Annotated in this window: 15 protein-coding genes and 1 tRNA gene; 7 read left to right on the top strand and 9 right to left on the bottom strand. The window is 64.0% G+C overall.

Features of this window, described 5'->3' with window-relative positions:
• Nucleotides 1-133: 133 nt before the first annotated feature.
• Both ACK5IR_RS02220 and ACK5IR_RS02215 read right to left on the bottom strand, forming a co-directional pair.
• Nucleotides 134-220 (bottom strand) — tRNA-Leu (locus tag ACK5IR_RS02220).
• A gap of 64 nt (nucleotides 221-284) precedes the next feature.
• Nucleotides 285-1547 carry a flavin-dependent oxidoreductase gene (locus tag ACK5IR_RS02215; protein ID WP_416925467.1) on the bottom strand — a complete coding sequence of 421 codons (1263 nt, stop codon included), beginning with the start codon at nucleotides 1545-1547 and terminating at the stop codon, nucleotides 285-287.
• Between the two features lie 218 nt (nucleotides 1548-1765).
• On the opposite strand from ACK5IR_RS02215, the gene ACK5IR_RS02210 reads away from it, so the two are divergent.
• Complete coding sequence (locus ACK5IR_RS02210) at nucleotides 1766-2344, top strand: YqaA family protein (RefSeq protein WP_416925465.1); 579 nt, start codon at nucleotides 1766-1768, stop codon at nucleotides 2342-2344.
• Nucleotides 2341-2802 carry a disulfide bond formation protein B gene (locus ACK5IR_RS02205; RefSeq protein ID WP_416925463.1) on the top strand — a complete coding sequence of 154 codons (462 nt, stop codon included), beginning with the start codon at nucleotides 2341-2343 and terminating at the stop codon, nucleotides 2800-2802. Before ACK5IR_RS02210 ends, ACK5IR_RS02205 begins: the two co-directional genes overlap by 4 nt.
• A 6-nt stretch (nucleotides 2803-2808) precedes the next feature.
• Here ACK5IR_RS02205 and ACK5IR_RS02200 read toward each other — a convergent pair whose 3' ends face one another.
• On the bottom strand, nucleotides 2809-3078 hold the full coding sequence (locus tag ACK5IR_RS02200) for an usg protein (protein ID WP_416925461.1): 270 nt from the start codon (nucleotides 3076-3078) through the stop codon (nucleotides 2809-2811).
• Nucleotides 3079-3266: 188 nt separating this feature from the next.
• On the opposite strand from ACK5IR_RS02200, the gene gyrA reads away from it, so the two are divergent.
• The 3 genes from gyrA to gluQRS all read left to right on the top strand — a co-directional run bounded on the left by gyrA (nucleotide 3267) and on the right by gluQRS (nucleotide 9213).
• Entirely contained in the window at nucleotides 3267-6020 is a 2754-nt protein-coding gene (gene gyrA, locus ACK5IR_RS02195; RefSeq protein WP_416925459.1) for a DNA gyrase subunit A, read from the top strand.
• A 962-nt stretch (nucleotides 6021-6982) separates the two neighbouring features.
• Nucleotides 6983-8350 (top strand): methylenetetrahydrofolate--tRNA-(uracil(54)-C(5))-methyltransferase (FADH(2)-oxidizing) TrmFO, encoded by a 1368-nt coding sequence (gene trmFO / locus ACK5IR_RS02190; RefSeq protein WP_416925457.1) that lies wholly within the window; start codon nucleotides 6983-6985, stop codon nucleotides 8348-8350.
• Nucleotides 8350-9213, top strand: coding sequence for a tRNA glutamyl-Q(34) synthetase GluQRS (gene gluQRS / locus ACK5IR_RS02185; RefSeq protein WP_416925455.1), 864 nt, complete (start codon nucleotides 8350-8352; stop codon nucleotides 9211-9213). The genes trmFO and gluQRS overlap by 1 nt, the downstream gene beginning before the upstream one ends.
• Nucleotides 9214-9222: 9 nt before the next feature.
• On the opposite strand, the gene hisI is transcribed toward gluQRS, so the two are convergent.
• On the bottom strand, nucleotides 9223-9582 hold the full coding sequence (gene hisI / locus ACK5IR_RS02180; protein WP_416925453.1) for a phosphoribosyl-AMP cyclohydrolase: 360 nt from the start codon (nucleotides 9580-9582) through the stop codon (nucleotides 9223-9225).
• Between the two features lie 69 nt (nucleotides 9583-9651).
• Here hisI and ACK5IR_RS02175 point away from each other — a divergent pair, with 69 nt between their 5' ends.
• Nucleotides 9652-10098: an iron-sulfur cluster assembly scaffold protein gene (locus tag ACK5IR_RS02175; protein ID WP_416925451.1), complete on the top strand. Its 447-nt coding sequence runs from the start codon at nucleotides 9652-9654 to the stop codon at nucleotides 10096-10098.
• Nucleotides 10099-10284: 186 nt separating this feature from the next.
• Here ACK5IR_RS02175 and ACK5IR_RS02170 read toward each other — a convergent pair whose 3' ends face one another.
• From ACK5IR_RS02170 to ACK5IR_RS02150, 5 genes are all read right to left on the bottom strand, one after another.
• On the bottom strand, nucleotides 10285-10407 hold the full coding sequence (locus ACK5IR_RS02170; protein WP_416925448.1) for a hypothetical protein: 123 nt from the start codon (nucleotides 10405-10407) through the stop codon (nucleotides 10285-10287).
• Between the two features lie 96 nt (nucleotides 10408-10503).
• Nucleotides 10504-12594 (bottom strand): ATP-dependent DNA helicase RecG, encoded by a 2091-nt coding sequence (gene recG / locus ACK5IR_RS02165; RefSeq protein WP_416925446.1) that lies wholly within the window; start codon nucleotides 12592-12594, stop codon nucleotides 10504-10506.
• A complete protein-coding gene (gene ligA / locus ACK5IR_RS02160; protein WP_416925444.1) occupies nucleotides 12591-15008 on the bottom strand; it encodes an NAD-dependent DNA ligase LigA in 2418 nt (805 codons plus the stop codon). Before ligA ends, recG begins: the two co-directional genes overlap by 4 nt.
• A 228-nt stretch (nucleotides 15009-15236) precedes the next feature.
• Complete coding sequence (gene ctrA / locus ACK5IR_RS02155; protein ID WP_416925442.1) at nucleotides 15237-15950, bottom strand: response regulator transcription factor CtrA; 714 nt, start codon at nucleotides 15948-15950, stop codon at nucleotides 15237-15239.
• A gap of 126 nt (nucleotides 15951-16076) precedes the next feature.
• Complete coding sequence (locus ACK5IR_RS02150) at nucleotides 16077-16373, bottom strand: DUF1153 domain-containing protein (protein ID WP_416925440.1); 297 nt, start codon at nucleotides 16371-16373, stop codon at nucleotides 16077-16079.
• 126 nt (nucleotides 16374-16499) lie between these two features.
• Between ACK5IR_RS02150 and mnmA the strand changes: the two genes are divergently transcribed.
• On the top strand, nucleotides 16500-17642 hold the full coding sequence (mnmA, locus tag ACK5IR_RS02145; protein ID WP_416925438.1) for a tRNA 2-thiouridine(34) synthase MnmA: 1143 nt from the start codon (nucleotides 16500-16502) through the stop codon (nucleotides 17640-17642).
• Nucleotides 17643-17714: the final 72 nt, after the last annotated feature.

The raw sequence follows: 17714 nt of genomic DNA, 5'->3' as shown, positions 1-17714 counted from the left end.
CCCGCGCGGCCCGGCGCATGGCCGGGCGCCCGTTGCGCTTGCTCCGGGCGGTAGCATATACAGGCCGCCCGGCCAAATGGAATGGACGCGCGGCGGTCAGTTGCGCAACGAAACACGGGGGTCGCGGGTTTGCTGGTGCCCGAGGTCGGACTCGAACCGACACGCCTGTTTAGGGCGGAGGATTTTGAGTCCCCTGCGTCTACCATTCCGCCACTCGGGCCACCGGCGGCGTGTCTAGCGCCAGATGCGGCGATGTTCCACCGGAATCTTCATCCGTGCCGCCGTCAGACCATCACCGGCCCGATGATCGAGGGCTGTGCGTTGATCGCCTCGACGGTCAGCCCGGTTGCTTCCTTGTAGCGGTCGGAACAGGCGCGCCGCTCGTCCAGGCTCATCACCGCGTCAATATCCTCGAACCCGCCGGGCGCCCGTTCGGCCACCTCGTCGAGCACTGCATCCGGGCCCTGTTCGCGGTTGGCCAGGATGATGTCGTTCACAGGGCCCCGGCGGATCCGGTCGTAGGATTGCAGCGCTTCCGCCCCCTCGCCCAGGGCGCTCAGTTCACGCGCCATCACGCGCGCATCGAGAATGCCCTGCGATGCGCCGTTCGAGCCGATGGGGTACATCGGATGTGCTGCGTCACCCAGCAGCGCGATGCGCCCGTCCACCCAGCCCGGCAGCGGGTCGCGGTCGATCATCGGGTATTCCCACACCGCTTCGGTGCCCGCGATCAGGGCGGGGATATCGAGCCAGTCGAATTTCCAGTCGGCGAAGGTCGGCATCACATCGTCGATCCTGCCGCGCCGGCTCCAGTCCTGCGCATCCCAGTCGCGTTCGGGCGCAACGTCGATATCGGCGATCCAGTGGATGTAGCTCTGCGTCCTTCCCTTGTTGGCGATCGGATAGGCGACGAATTTCGCCCCCTTGGTGCCGCTGATCGTCATCGTGCGCCCGCCGAGGAACTTCGGGCCATGGGCGACACCGCGCCACATCATCGTCTTGCGCCAGTTCGGCGCCCCCGCCTCGGGGAACAGTTTTGCCCGCGTCGCCGAGCGCACGCCGTCACAGGCCACCAGAACCGATCCGCGCAGCCGGTCGATCTCGAACCCGTATTGCCGGTCGGTCAGGACGACCTCGAGCCCCTGCGGGGTTTCGAACCATTCGTTCACCTTGGCACCGGCCAGGATCGCCCGCGCCCCGCAGCGTTCGAGCAGCGTCTCGTGCAGCATCATCTGCAATCCGCCGCGATGGATCGAGTATTGCGGGTAGTCGTAGCCGGCGTCGATGCCGCGCGGTTCGGACCAGACTTCCTGCCCCTTCGCGTTGAAATAGCAGATCCGCTCGGTCTTCAGGCCGACGGTGTCGAGCTTTTCCTCAAGCCCGAGGTCGTAGAGCTCGCGCACTGCATGCGGTTGCAGGTTGATCCCGAAGCCAAGCGGGCGAAGTTCGGCAATCGCCTCGATGATCCGGAAGGGCACGCCAAGCTGATGCAGCGAAAGGCCGAGCGTCAGGCCGGCGATCCCGGCCCCCGAAATGAGAACTGTCATCGTGCCTGCCTCCGGTCCGGGTGAAACCTGTCAGTCATATCCATGCCTTACTAATCGGTCCATGGCCATGCGATTGCAAGCAATCAATCCGCAGGCATCCGGCCGGAGCGCGTTCCGCCCGCCCGGCGACGGCGCCATGTCGCCCGACGGTCCGGCGCTGCTTGACCTGCCGGGCCGCGCGTGATGTGTGCTGGCCAAACGATGCAGGATTCCGTGATTTGATACGAGGACTTTACGACTGGACTATCTCGCTTGCCTCCGGCAGGCACGCGCTCTGGGCGCTGGCCGTGGTGGCATTTGTCGAAAGCTCGTTCTTTCCGATACCGCCTGACGTGCTGATGATCCCGATGATCCTGGCACGGCCGAACCGCGCCTTCGTGATCGCCGGTGTGGCGATGGTCGCCTCGGTGCTGGGCGGCATGTTCGGCTACATGATCGGCGCCTTCGCCTTCGACGAGATCGGACGCCCGATACTGGAAAGTCTCGGCAAGACGGAATCGATGGAAGCCTTCAACGACAGGTTCAACGATTTCGGCTTCTGGGCGGTGCTGATCGCCGGGCTGACGCCGTTCCCCTACAAGGTCATCACCATCATGTCGGGCTGGACCGGCATGCCGTTCTGGACCTTCATGGCAACCTCTGTCATCGCCCGCGGCGGGCGGTTCTTTCTCGTCGCCGGACTGCTCTACAAATATGGCGAACCGATCCGCGATTTCATCGAAAAGCGCCTCGGCCTGGTGATGAGCGTCTTTCTCGTCCTGCTGGTTGGCAGTTTCTACCTGGTGAAATACCTATGACCCGCAAATCGCTTCTCTGGCTCGCCTTCGCCTTCTCGGTCCTGACCCTGGCCGGCGCCTATTTCTTTCAGTACGCGGTGGGCATACTGCCCTGCCATCTCTGCCTGCTGCAACGTTACCCGCATGCCGCCATGGCCGCGTTCGCCCTGATCGGGCTGGTCTGGCGGGGACCCGTCGCGCCGTTTCTCGGCGCGATAACGGCGGTCTGGTCGCTGGGGCTGGCAATCTATCACAGCGGTGTCGAGCGCAAGCTCTGGGCCGGGCCCGCCGATTGCACCGGCGGACAGGACCTGAGCGGGCTTTCCGGCAGCGACCTGCTGAGCACAGAAATCGCCAGCCCGATCATCCGCTGCGACGAGGTATCGTTCGACATCCTCGGCCTGAGCTTTGCCAACATGAACGCCATCGGATCGCTGCTGCTGATCGTCATATGGGTCCGGGCGCTGCGCAAAAGCTGAACGCCGTCAGTTGAGAAGAAACTCGCCCCGGACGTTTCGCCATTCTCCCGGGGCGATCTGCCTGCGGTGGACAAAGCGCACCGAATGCAGCGGACCCTCGATCTTCTCCTGCCAGAATTCGATGAAGCGGAAAAGCCGGGGATGATCCGGCGCGATATCGTATTCCTGCCAGACAAACGTGTTCAGCACGCTGCGGAAATCGGGCAAGCGATAGAAGAATTCCGCCGTTGTCAGGCCGTATCCTTCCAGCATCAGTTCGGTTTCGGTCCTTTCCATGATGACTCCTTTCCTGCTCGCCGGAAAATCGTCGCGCGACTCTGATTACTTTTCAATGAAAACAATTCACTGGCAGATATGCGGCGTGGCTGCCAAAGCATCGGCGCCAGCGCCATTGCACCCGATCTCGCGGATCGGCTATGATGGCTCAACAACATATAGCGGTGCGCCGAAAGAACGGGCAGAACATGAACGACACCCCGGAAACACCTGAAAACGACGAGGAAGAAGGCCGGCCCGAGCGTCTGCTCCATGACGGGCCGTCGATCTCCATTTCCGAGGAGATGAAGACCTCGTACCTCGACTATGCGATGAGCGTCATCGTCAGCCGGGCCATTCCCGACCTGCGCGACGGGCTGAAGCCGGTGCACCGGCGCATTCTCTACGCGATGCACGAAACGGGCAACACGCACGACAAGCCCTATCGCAAATCGGCCCGTCCGGTCGGCGACACGATGGGGAAATACCACCCCCATGGCGACAGTGCGATCTATGACGCGCTGGTGCGGATGGCGCAGCCGTTCTCGATGTCGCTGCCGCTGCTCGACGGTCAGGGCAACTTCGGCTCGATGGACGGCGACAGCGCGGCGGCCATGCGCTATACCGAAGTACGGATGGACAAGCCGGCCGCCTTCCTTCTGGCCGACATCGACAAGGACACTGTCGATTTTCAGGACAATTACGACGGCAAGGATCAGGAACCCACGGTCCTGCCGGCGCGGTTTCCCAACATGCTGGTCAATGGCGCGGGCGGTATCGCCGTGGGCATGGCCACCAACATTCCGCCGCACAACCTGGGCGAGGTGATCGACGCCACGCTGGCGCTGATCGAAACTCCCGATCTTTCGACCGAACAGCTTATCGACTATGTTCCCGGCCCAGACTTTCCCACCGGCGGGATCATCCTCGGGCGGTCCGGGGCGCGCAAGGCCTATCTCGAAGGGCGCGGCAGCGTCATCCTGCGCGCCAAAACCCGGATCGAGGAAGTCCGCAAGGACCGCTACGCGATCATCGTCGACGAGGTTCCCTATCAGGTGAACAAGGCCGCGATGATCGAGAAGATCGCCGAGATGGTGCGCGACAAGAAGATCGAGGGCATCTCGCATGTCGCCGACGAATCAGATCGCATCGGGGTGCGCGTGGTGATCGAACTGAAGCGCGACGCCACGCCCGACGTGGTGCTGAACCAGCTCTGGCGCTTCACCCCGATGCAGACGACCTTCGGCTGCAACATGCTGGCGCTGAACGGTGGCCGCCCCGAGGTGCTGTCGCTGCGCCAGTTCCTTACCGCTTTTCTCGATTTCCGCGAGGAGGTGGTGGCGCGCCGCACCGCGTTCGAACTGCGCAAGGCGCGCGAGCGCTCGCACATCCTGTGCGGGCTGGCGGTTGCCGTTTCCAACGTCGACGAGGTTGTGGCGACGATCCGCGGCTCGGCCGATCCGGCTGAGGCGCGCGAAAAGCTGATGAGCCGGCGCTGGCCGGCCGAGGATATCGCCGATTACATCCGCCTGATCGACGACCCGACCCATACGATGAACGATGACGGGACCTACAACCTGTCGGAAACCCAGGCGCGCGCCATCCTCGATCTGCGCTTGCAGCGCCTGACCCAGATGGGCGTCAAGGAGGTCACCGACGAACTGGAAGAGCTTGCCGCCCGGATCAAGGACTATCTCGATATCCTGCGCTCGCGCGACCGGATCATGGGTATCATCGCCGACGAGTTGAACGAGGTGCGCGGCCAGTTCGCCGTGCCGCGCCGTACCGAGATCGTCGACTGGTCGGGCGACATGGAAGACGAGGACCTGATCGAGCGCGAGGACATGGTGGTGACGGTCACCCAGTCCGGCTATATCAAGCGCACGCCGCTGACCGAGTTCCGCGCCCAGCGGCGCGGCGGCAAGGGGCTCTCGGGCGGGGCGCTCAAGGATGACGACGTGGTGACCACGCTTTTCGTCGCCAACACGCATACGCAGCTTCTGTTCTTCACCACCGACGGCATAGCCTACAAGCTCAAGACCTGGCGCCTGCCAGCGGGCGGGCGCAGCGCGCGCGGCAAGGCCATCGTCAACATCCTGCCGATTCCGACCGGCGTTTCGATCGCCGCGATCATGCCGGTGGACCGCGACGAGGAGGAATGGGGCGAATTGCAGATTGTCTTTGCCACTTCGGCCGGTACGGTGCGGCGAAACCAGTTGTCGGATTTCACCAACGTGAAATCCAACGGCAAGATCGCCATGAAATTCGAGGACGAGCATGCCGATACCCGCCTCATCAATGCCCGGATCTGTTCCGACGACGACGATGTGATGCTGGTGACCCGCGACGGCCGCGCCATCCGCTTTCCCACAACCGATGTGCGGGTGTTCAACAGCCGCAGTTCGGTGGGCGTGCGTGGAATCAGGCTGGCTGAAGACGACGAGGTGGTCTCGATGTCGGTCATCCGCCACTTCGAGGCGACGCCGGGCGAGCGGGCCGCCTATCTCAAGCAGCGCCGCCTGATGGCCGGCAACATCGAGGACGAGTCAGAGGCCGATATTGACGAAGACGAGGAAACCGTCGCCGAGGGCCAGTTGAGCCAGGAGCGCTATGCCGAGATGTCGGCGGCCGAAGACCTGATCCTGACCATCACGGCGCGCGGCTTCGGCAAGACCTCATCGAGCCACGATTACCCGGTGCGCGGACGCGGCGGTCAGGGGGTGGCGGCGATGGATCGCGCCATGCGCGGCGGGCCGCTGGTTGCCTGCTTCCCGGCCGAACTGGACGATCAGATCATGCTTGCCACCTCGACCGGCCAGTCGATCAGGTGCCCGGTCGACGGAATTTCCTTCCGCTCGCGCAGCGCCGGCGGCGTCAGGGTGTTCAACACCGCCGAGGGGGAAGAGGTCGTCTCGGTCGCGCGGGTCGCCGATCAGGGTGACGAGGAAAACGGCGAAGAGTAACCGGAACCGGAGGCAGGCTGCCCTGCCTCCCTGCCGCATTCCGGCGGCGGGGGTGTTCCATTCCCATGCAACGGGGCCCGCCCCGAAAAAAGCAACGGCGACCGAAGCCGCCGCCGCCCCCCTTTCGGGGACAAGTCACTCGTCACCACTCACTCATCCACTTCAGGCCAAACACGCCCGAAGAAACTGAACTCGCTCTCGGTGCGAAATCGCCGGTATCCCGTTTTGCTGAAACATCAGAGCCAACCCCGGCTCCCTGGCATCACCCGATGCCTGTCATGCAATATTCCCAGAACACCTTTTCACCACGCCACCCGGCGCTGCGATCTCTTACTCCACAAGCAATTACTTCTGGATAGGGCTGTGAATCCCTACTCTATTTTTTACCATCTGGTTGATATTTTTCAACAGCCCATTCATCTTTTTTGCCGGACAGACACTTGGAAACCGTTGTTCCGTGTCAGAATGTCGCAATTCCGCACCCCACATACGGGCCGTTCGATCTGCGTTTACCGCCATGACCGACTGCACTAAAACTTCGTTCCCGCCCTCGTGACAAACGTTCGCATCCAGTCCGCAACCCGCCTGCCCGCCAAATTCGGCAATTCAAACATTGTGTTCGTTGACCTCGGGTTACCATGCGACAAAATGTACTCCTTCCGGGTCACGGCGGTTGTCGCGCTGGCAGGGCGGCCGGAGCATCCGCCGGAGCGGAACTGCCCTGCTGCAGAAGCCCGGCTTTTTTTTCTGCGCAAGCCGGCATTCACATTGCCGACGCATGGTTCAAAAATTTCCAATAATCCGGACAATCGCCTCGCTTCTCCTATTTTTGCACAGTTGTCGTTGTGATTGTTCGAGAATCACCGGCCTGTGGCGGTTGCGACGGCGCGGCTCTTCGCTTCACCGCAGCCCGGCACCTGGACCGGCTTTGCAAACCGTCGGCAATCGCCTAGATCGCAAACATGACAGGACCCATACATATCATCGGTGGCGGCATGGCCGGCTCCGAAGCTGCGTGGCAGGCCATTCAGATGGGCGTGCCCGTGGTGCTGCACGAAATGCGCCCGAAGGTCGGCACCTTTGCCCACCGGACGGGAAACCTCGCCGAGATGGTCTGCTCGAACTCCTTCCGCTCGGACGATGATGAAAGCAATGCTGTCGGTCTGCTCCACTGGGAGATGCGCCGCGCCGGCGGGCTGATCATGAACGCCGCCGATGCCCATGCGCTGCCCGCCGGCGGGGCGCTGGCGGTGGATCGCGATCCCTTCTCCGAGGAAATCACCCGGCGCCTGCGCAGCCATCCGCTCGTCACCGTCACCGAAGAAGAGGTCACCGCCCTGCCCGTCCCCGGGGACGGCCCGGTGATCATCGCTACCGGCCCGCTGACCTCGGGAGCGCTGGCCGCGGCGATTGCTGCTGAAACCGGGCAGGACTCGCTGGCGTTCTTCGATGCCATCGCCCCCATCGTCCATGCCGACAGTATCGACATGGAGATCGTCTGGGCGCAATCGCGCTACGACAAGGGCGACACCGAAGAGGAGCGCACCGCCTACCTCAACTGTCCGATGAACCGCGACCAGTACGAGGCGTTCATCGACGCGATGCTCGCCGCCGACAAGACCGAGTTCCGCCCCGGCGAAGCCGCCGGCTATTTCGACGGCTGCCTGCCGGTCGAGGTGATGGCCGAACGCGGGCGCGAGACGCTCCGCTTCGGACCGATGAAGCCCATCGGCCTGACCAACCGCCACAAGCCGGCCGAAAAGCCGTTTGCCGTTGTCCAACTTCGCCGCGACAACGCGCTCGGAACGCTGTTCAACATGGTGGGATTTCAGACCAAGATGAAATACGGCGCGCAAACGCAGGTGTTTCGCATGATTCCCGGCCTCGAAAACGCCCGCTTCGCCCGGCTGGGGGGCATTCACCGCAACACCTTCATCAACTCGCCAACCCTGCTCGATGCGCAAATGCGGCTCCGTACGAAACCTCACATCCGTTTTGCCGGGCAGATCACCGGGGTCGAGGGCTATGTGGAAAGCGCTGCGATGGGGCTGCTGGCGGGCCGGATGGCAGCGGCCGAGGTGCTGGGGACAGACCTGCCGCCCGTGCCCGTCGACACCGCCATGGGCGCGCTGCTGAATCATATCACCGGCGGAGCCGAGGCGAAGACGTTTCAGCCGATGAACGTCAACTTCGGACTGTTCCGTCCGGTCGAGGCCAAGGGCGGGCGGCGTGGCCGCAAGACGCGCTACAAGGCCTATACCGACCGAGCCAAGACGGCATGGGCGGAATGGCTCGGCCGATCCCTGTCCGGGACGACCGGCCCCGCCTGATGTTTCGCACCCGCTTCGCGCCCTCTCCCACCGGCCCGCTGCATCTTGGCCATGCCTATTCGGCGATGCTGGCCAGCGATATGGCGCGGCGCGCGGGCGGCAATTTCCTGCTGCGGATCGAGGATATTGACCAGGGCCGCGCACGGCCGGAATGGGAGGCGCTGATCTGCGATGATCTGCACTGGCTCGGTCTCGGCTGGCCCGAACCGGTGATGCGTCAGTCCGGCCGGCTTGGAATCTATCGTGCCGCGCTCGAAAAGCTCTGGGCGCGCGGCCTGCTCTATCCCTGCACCTGCAAGCGTCGCGACATTGCCGAGGCCGCCTCGGCTCCACAGGAAGGTGGCGCGCCGGTGGCCGGCCCCGACGGGATCGTCTATCCCGGCCCCTGCCGCGACTCTGCGCGCACCGGCCCCCTGCCCGGAAACGCCGCGCTCAGGCTCGACATGGCGCGCGCCCTTGCCGCAACCGGGCCGCCGACATTCGACGAAACCGGCAGCGGGCCGAATGGCGAAACCGGAACGATCCGCCCCGACCCGCGCGCCATGCTGCGGGAAATCGGCGATGTGGTGATCGCGCGGCGCGACATGGGCACCTCCTATCACCTGTCGGTTGTGGTGGACGATGCGGAACAGGCGATCACCCACGTGGTTCGCGGACAGGATCTGTTCGCGGCAACGGCAATCCATGTCGTGCTCCAGCGCCTGCTGGGCCTGCCCACCCCTTTTTACCATCATCACCGCCTGATCCGTGACGATACCGGCAGGCGCCTGGCGAAGCGCGACGATGCCCGCGCCATCAGGACCTATCGCGGAGAGGGTCTGACGCCGGGCGGGATCAGGGCGATGGTCGGCCTTGCGGCCTGACACCCCGCGTCATTCCATCGGTGCCATGATCTCGACTTCCTCGCCCCGGCGGATGGCGGTGTAAAAGCAGCTTCGCCGGTTGGTATGGCAGGCCGGACCGGTCTGGCGAACCTGCAACAGCAGGCAATCGCGGTCGCAATCGAAGCGCATTTCAACCAGTTCCTGAACATGGCCCGAGCTTTCACCCTTTACCCAGAACGATTTTCTCGATCTTGACCAATATGTTACCCGCCCGGTTTCAAGCGTCTTTCGAACAGCGTCGGCATTCATCCAGGCCAGCATCAGCACTTCGCCGGTGCCGGCCTCCTGCGCGATGGCAGGGACAAGGCCCTGCGCATCGAACCGCAGGCTTTGCGGATCAAATCCCATGGATTGCTCCTTTGAAAATCCGTTCGTCGGGGTTAGATAGAGATCTCACCGCCTCTCGGGGAACAGCCAATGGTCAGCGACAACGATCTCGTCAAGCTCTATTCCGGGCGTATTCTCGCGCTGGCGGCCGATATTCCGTATCTGGGGCGGCTCGAGCGCCCGACGGCGACCGCCCGCAAGCGGGCGCCGCTCTGCGGATCGACGGTGACGGTGGACATCCTGCTCAGCGACGGGCGGATCGCCGGTTTCGCGCAGGACGTGAAGGCATGCGCGCTCGGCCAGGCGGCGGCATCGGTTCTCGGGGCGAATGTGATCGGCCTGACACGGGTCGAGGTCGAAAAGGCGCGCGGCCAGTTGCGCGCAATGCTGTCGTCCGGCGGACCGGTACCCGATGCACCGTTCGCTGAACTCGAGGTTCTGCTGCCGGCGCGCGATTTCACCAATCGCCACGCGTCGATCCTGCTGGCTTTCGATGCCACCGTCGATGCGATGGCCGAGGCCGAACAGGCGGCGTGAATTTCCGGCACCGTCCGAAAAAAACCGCCGCGCATCCGGGGGGATGGCGGCGGCAGGGTGCGATTCCGTCAAGCCGACAAAGGGGAGAGGCATACCCCTGAAGCCGTTGGGGACAGGCAGATCGGCGAAACATCCTGTTGGGGACAGAGGCGTTCGCCGCAGGCTCACAGATCGCGGGCAGGCAAATCAGAAAACTCCGGGCAGATGCAGCCCCACCACCAGAATCACCATGAGCGATACGGCACCAGCGGCGTCCTGCAGCAGCGTCGCCTCGCTGCGCGCAAGAAGATCTCGGAACTCCTGAAACATGGTGCGGCTCCTGTGGGTTTACTCAGTTGTTGCTCTTTTGTTCTCATATTGCGCCGATTGTGTAAAGAACATTTTAAGAACATTTTCGGAAAACTGCTAACCTGCTGAAATCAGGCGGATCGCCTTGTCCTGTTCCATCAGCCACAGCAGGACCCGCGCCGCCTGCCCGCGCGGCCCCTCCAGCACCGGGTCGTCCGCCAGCAGGCGCCGCGCATCGTGCTGGGCCACCTGCATCAGCCCGGCCTGCCGTTCCAGATCGGCGATCCGGAACTTCGGCAGCCCCGATTGCGCGGTGCCGATCAGATCGCCGGCCCCGCGCATTGCCAGATCCTCTTCGGCAATGCGAAAGCCGTCTTCGGTTTCGCGCAGGATTTCCAGCCGCCGCCGCGCCGTCTCGCCCAGGGGCGGCTGGTACATCAGCAGGCAGGTCGATGCCGCCGCGCCGCGCCCGACGCGCCCGCGAAGCTGATGCAGTTGCGACAGGCCGAAGCTTTCGGCCTGTTCGATGACCATGATCGAGGCGTTGGGAACGTCCACGCCAACCTCGATCACCGTCGTCGCCACCAGTACCGCCGTTTCGCCGGCCACGAAGCGTGCCATCGCGGCGTCCTTTTCGGCCGGCGGCATCTGGCCGTGAACCAGACCCACCCGGCCCTCGCCCAATATCGCGCGCAGATGGCGGAAACGGTCCTCGGCCGCTGTCATGTCCACCACTTCGGATTCCTCGACCAGCGGGCAGACCCAATAGGCCTGCCGTTTCTCGGCCACCGCCCGCTGAAGATGGCGGACAACCTCGTCCGTCCGCCCGGCCGATACCAGGGCGGTTGTTACCGGCGTGCGTCCGGGTGGCTTTTCGTCCAGCACCGACAAATCCATGTCGCCGTATTGCGCCAGCGCCAGCGAACGGGGGATCGGCGTTGCCGTCATCACCAGCACATCGACGGCATGGCCCTTGGCACCAAGCTCCATCCGTTGCGCCACGCCGAACCGGTGCTGTTCGTCGATCACCGCAAGCCGCAGGTCGCTGAATTCCACATCCCGCTGAAACACAGCATGGGTGCCGATAAGAATCTGGATATCGCCCCGCGCAAGCGCCGCAAGTTTCGCCTTGCGTTCGGCCCCCTTGTCGCGTCCGGTCAGAATCTCGACCGTCACACCCGCGTGTTCGGCCAGCGGCCACACCGAACCCAGATGCTGCCGCGCGAGGATTTCGGTCGGCGCCATCATCACACCCTGCCCGCCCGATTCCACAGCCACCAGCAGCGCCAGAACCGCCACCAGCGTCTTGCCCGCGCCGACATCGCCCTGTAGCAGCCGCGCCATGCGCCGGTCACCGGCCATATCGGCGGATATTTCGCCCACGGCGCGCAACTGCGCCCCGGTCGGGCGGAATGGCAGCGCGGCGATAACCTTTTCCTGCAATGCGCCGGTCGCCACCGAGGCCCGCCCCTTTCCCCGGCGCTCGATGCTGCGGGCCAGTGCCAGCGCAAGCTGGTGCGCGAACAGTTCGTCATAGGCCAGCCGCCGGCGCGCCGGCGCATCGGGCGACAGGTCGCGCAGCGACCCGGGCGCATGCGCCACCGTCAGCGCCGATTGCCAGTCGGGCCAGCCCTCGCGCCGAACCAGCTCCGGATCGATCCATTCGGCAAGCCCGGGCGCGCGCGCCAGTACCGAGCGCGCCGCCCGGATCATCAGCTTCTGGGTGATGCCGCCGGTCAGCGGATAGACCGGCTCGAACGCCGGTATATCCCCCGCCGCCTCCGGACGCAGGATATGGTCGGGATGGACCATCTGCGCGATCCCGTCGAAGAACTCGATCCTGCCGGAAACCACCCGGCGCTGCCCGGTCGGCAATTGCCGCTGAAGGTAATCGGGGCGGGCGTGGAAAAAGACCAGCTGAAAGCTCGTCCCGGCGTCTTCCACCGTTATCCGGTAGGGGCCGCCCTTGCGCTGCGCCGGCCGGTGCGCACCGACCGTCACCTCGACTGTCGCGGTATCGGGCAGTTCCAGCCCACGGATCGTGCCGACCCGTCGCCGGTCGATGCCCGAATAGGGCAGCGTGAACAGCAGGTCGCGCGGGCGAAGGATTTCTGTCTGCGCCAGATGCCCGGCCGTCTTCGGCCCGATACCGTCGAGCGTCTCGATATCCGCGAACAGCGGAAACAGGATCGGCGGTCGCCCGGTCATGCCGGCCCGATGAGCGCCAGCCAGCCGTCCTCGTCCAGCGTCTCGATTCCCAGTTCCGCCGCCTTTCTGGCCTTGGATCCGGCACCCGTCCCGGCCACCACAAGATCGGTCCTGGCCGAAACCGAACCCGAAACCCTGGCCCCCAGCGCCTCGGCGCGCGCCTTGGCCTCGGCGCGGGTCATCTTTTCCAGCGTCCCGGTGAACACCACGGTCTTGCCGGAAACCGGGCTGCCGCCTGTGGCGGGGCGCTGCGCCGCTTCGATCCTGAGTTGACCCGCCAGCCGGTTGATCGAGCCGCGTTCGTGCGCCTGGGCGAAGGCGGCAACCAGCGATGTGGCGGCAATGGCGCCAAATCCCTCGATTCCGACAAGATCGTCCCATGCCTCGCGCGCCCCTTCAGGCAGAGCCGGCGCCTGTGTCCACACGGCATCGCGCGTTTCCCTGATCTTCGGGCGCCGGTTTTCCACGGCGGCGTTCCGGCGCTCCTCCTCGACCGCGGCTTCCGCCGCGTGATAGCGCTGTTCCGCTTCACGTGCCGCATCGACCGCACCGGTCAGCGCCTCCCAGGTGCCGTAGTGACGCGCCAGATCCTGTGCCGCAACCTCGCCCACATGCCGGATACCGAGCGAAAAAATCACCCGCGACAGGGAAATCTCTCGCCGCTCATCAATGGCATCAAAGAGGTTGTTCGCGCTCTTTTCACCCCATCCCCTGATTGCGCTTAGCGGGGTTTCGGACAGCGAACGGATCGCTTCTTCAAGGGTTGCTTCATCGACCGCCTCCACCTGAACATCAACTGCGTCAAGCAATTCACGGTATTTTATCTGTATTTCACCCTCGCGACCGGGCCGGCCGAATTGTCGGCGCAGAAATTTCCCGGGTCCGTCCAGAAGTTTGCCATGCGTGCGGTCCCGCTCCCGCAGAGTGAAAATATCGGCAGGTTCCGCAATCCAGTGAAGGTAATAGAACAACTCCACCTGCTTGGCGCCCAGCCCATCGATGTCGAAGGCCGCACGCGAGACGAAGTGCTTCAGTTTCTCGACCGCCTGAGCGGGGCAGATCAACCCGCCCGTGCAGCGCCGGATCGCATCGCCCTCCTCGCGGATCGCCTCGGAGCCGCATTCCGGGCATATGGTCGGAAAGACAAAGGGCACCGCACCCGCCGGACGCTTCGCCAGATTCACATCGGCAACCTTGGGTATCACGTCCCCCGCCCGATAGACCTCGACCCAGTCGCCTTCGCGGATATCCTTGCCGTCGCGGATCGGCTCGCCGCCGGCCGACCGTCCGGCGATGTAATCCTCGTTATGCAGTGTCGCGTTCGAGACGACGACCCCGCCCACCGTCACCGGCATCAGCCGCGCCACCGGGCTGAGCGCCCCGGTGCGGCCGACCTGAATTTCGATCCGCTCCAGCCGCGTCCAAGCCTTTTCGGCGGGAAACTTGTGCGCGATCGCCCATCGCGGCGTGGTCGCCCGGAACCCGAGACGTTCCTGATAATCGAGCCTGTCTACCTTGTAGACCACCCCGTCGATATCGTAGCCCAGCGTCGCGCGCTGTGCCTCGATCGCGCGATAGCGGTCGAGCAGTTCGGGAACGCCATGGCACAGACGCGTCAGCGGATTGGTGACAAACCCGAGGCCCGATAGCCGGGCAATCGCCCCCATCTGGGTGTCGGCAAGCGGCGCGCCGATCTCGCCCCACGAATAGGCGAAGAACCGGAGCGGGCGCGTCCGGGTGATCCCCGGGTCGAGTTGGCGCAACGATCCGGCGGCGGCGTTGCGCGGGTTGGCAAAGGTCCTTCCGTCCTGCTCCTGCGACCTGACGTTGAGGGCGACGAAATCGGCGTGGCTCATGTAGACCTCGCCGCGCACTTCCAGCACGTCGGGAGCGTCGTCGATACGTTGGGGTATGTCTGCAATCGTGCGCGCGTTGGCGGTCACGTCCTCGCCAACCGAACCGTCGCCGCGGGTGGCGGCCTGAACCAGAACTCCGCTCTCGTAGCGCAACGACAGTGACAGCCCGTCGATCTTGGGTTCGGCGGTATAGGCGATCCTGTCTTCTTCCGACAGCCCGAGGTACTTTCTGATCGAGCGGTCGAATTCCCGCACATCCTCGTCATCGAAGGCGTTGCCGAGCGAAAGCATGCGGACGGAATGGGTGATCTTCGAAAATCCGTCGGCAGCGGTGGCCCCCACCCGGTCGCCTGGGCTGTCACTTCGTTTCAGGCCGGGAAAGCGCGATTCGATTGCAGCGTTCCGGCGCCTCAGGGCGTCGAATTCCGCATCGCTGATGATGGGGGCGTCGTCTTTATGATAGGCAGTATTGGCTTCGGCGAGCCGCTTTGCCAGCCGGGCAAGCTCTGCCTCGGCATCCGCTTCGTTCAGCCCTTCGACAGGCTTTTCCTCGTTCATCGCACCCTCCGCCCGATCCGCAGATCAACTGATACGAAGCGTTGCCGCCCGGGTCCAGCAGGGTTCGGAATCATGGTGCAAAACGGACAACGGCGCACCCCGGCGCAGAACGCGTTAAACCAGACAGGCACGTCACAGCCTAGCGCCGGCGGCAAGGGGAAATCAGGTGCGTTTTCGTCCCGGGACAAGGAGCCATATTGCCCCGGGACGACCCGTGAGTGGATTGCGTCAGGCGCCAACCGCCATGCGCGGCTCCAGTTCCATAGGTTGCGGATCGCGCAGCACATAGCCGCGCCCCCACACCGTTTCGATATAATTATCGCCATCCGTGGCCTGGCTGAGTTTCTTTCTCAGCTTGCAGATGAAGACATCGATGATCTTGAGTTCAGGCTCGTCCATGCCACCGTAGAGATGGTTAAGGAACATCTCCTTGGTAAGCGTGGTTCCCTTGCGCAGGCTCAGGAGTTCCAGCATCTGGTATTCCTTGCCGGTCAGATGAACGCTGCGGCCGTCCACCTCGACGGTCTTCGCATCGAGGTTGACGGTGACCTTTCCGGTATTGATGACCGATTGCGCATGGCCCTTGGAGCGGCGGATGATCGCGTGTATCCGCGCGACCAGTTCCTCGCGATGGAAGGGTTTGGTCAGGTAGTCATCCGCACCGAAGCCGAAGCCCTTGATCTTGTTGTCGGTATCGTCGGCACCCGAAAGGATCAGGATCGGCGTGTCCACCTTGGCCAGCCGAAGCTGGCGCAACACCTCGTGACCGGTCATGTCCGGAAGTCCGAGGTCGAGCAGGACCAGATCATAATCGTACAGCTTCGCGAGATCGATCGCCTCTTCGCCAAGATCAGTGCAATACACGTTGAGGTTGGCATGCGTGAGCATTATTTCAATGCTCTTGGCCGTGGCCGGATCGTCTTCGACGAGCAGGACTCGCATGATCTTATCTCCGCTTCAACACATCTGTCGGAGACCATGGGACAAATCGGTTAATCCCCTGTTACCGTTAATGCCTTTGATCCCTACCAATTTAATCTCGCATCTTCTTTACCAAAGTTAACCTCGCTATTTTGGGGGAGGTGCCGGCGGGCGGCGGAATCGCTGCAATCGGGTGGTTTTCAGGCCCGAGATTCCATGCGCCGCCGCCGCATGCGTCCAGCTTTCGAATTCCTCCTTCGACAGGCCGTACATGGCGATTGCCTCGTCCAGATTGATCAGCCCCGACAGAACGCCCTTGACCACTGCGGCCTTGCGGCTGGCCACCCATCTTCGCGTGCCTTTCGGCGGCAGGTCGGCGCGCGTCATCTTGCTGCCATCGGGCAATGTGACCGTTCGCGGACCGTCGATCCTCTTGAGAAACATGGCTTGCACTCCCATTTCACACCCGGGCAAAAGACTGGCGCAACGCACTTAAGGAGCGGTGAAACCCGGCCTTGAGAGTATTTCGAATTTTCCTATAGTCCGGCGAACCCGCGAACGGAGCCGCAGATGCCACTCGATACCGAAACGCCCCTCAATTCGCTCGGCTTTGCCAAGCCGCCGGCCGAAACGCGCGTGGTTGTCGCGATGTCGGGAGGAGTCGACTCCTCGGTGGTCGCGGCCGAGCTTGCGGCCGAGGGCTACGACGTTATCGGGGTTACGCTACAGCTTTACGATCATGGCGCGGCGCTGGCCAGAAAGGGCGCCTGCTGCGCCGGGATCGACATCCACGACGCGCGCCGCGTCGCCGAGGAGATGGGCTTTCCGCATTATGTGCTGGATTACGAAAACATCTTCCGCGACGCGGTGATCGAAGAATTCGCCGACAGCTATCTTGGCGGGGCGACCCCGGTCCCCTGCATTCGCTGCAACGAGCGGGTGAAGTTCAAGGACCTGCTCGCGACGGCGCGCGATCTCGACGCCGACTGCATGGCGACCGGTCATTACATTCAGCGCAAGCATGGACCGAACGGGCCGGAACTGCATCAGGCGGGCGATCCGCGGCGCGACCAGTCGTATTTCCTGTTCTCGACCACACCCGAGCAACTCGAATTCCTGCGCTTTCCGCTGGGTCATCTGAAAAGCAAGGCCGAGACCCGGGCGCTTGCACAGCGCCATGGCCTCATGGTGGCCGACAAGCCCGACAGTCAGGACATCTGCTTCGTGCCCGACGGCGATTATGCCTCAGTGATCGAGAAGCTGCGGCCCGGCGCCGGCGAGCCGGGCGAGATCGTCGACATGGCGGGCACGGCACTGGGGCGGCACGAGGGGGTGATACACTACACCATCGGGCAGCGGCGCGGGCTGGGCATCGGCGGGCTTTCCGAGCCGCTCTATGTCGTCCGGCTCGACCCCGACGCGCGGCAGGTTGTCGTCGGCCCGAGAGAGGCGCTGGCACGCCGCATCGTGCCGGTGCGCGAGATCAACTGGCTGGGCGACGAGCCCTTCGAGTCGCACCCCGAACGGGAGATTTCTGTCAGGATCCGCTCGACACGGCCGCCGCGCGCGGCGATCCTGCGCCCCACGGGCCCGACGACGGCCGAGGTCGAACTGCTGACACCCGAGGAAGGCGGTTCACCCGGCCAGGCCTGCGTCTTCTATCAGGCCGGCGGCAGCCGGGTTTTCGGCGGTGGCTGGATCTGGCGCGGCTGAGCCCGCCGCGACCCGGCCGGCAACAGGGACGAGGGAGATCATGGCGCACAAGGTAGTCATCATCGGCGGCGG

The organism is Tropicimonas sp. (assembly GCF_047971885.1).
In the GTDB taxonomy this organism is placed as follows: domain Bacteria; phylum Pseudomonadota; class Alphaproteobacteria; order Rhodobacterales; family Rhodobacteraceae; genus Tropicimonas.
This window is presented reverse-complemented; position numbering and strand designations above follow the sequence as displayed.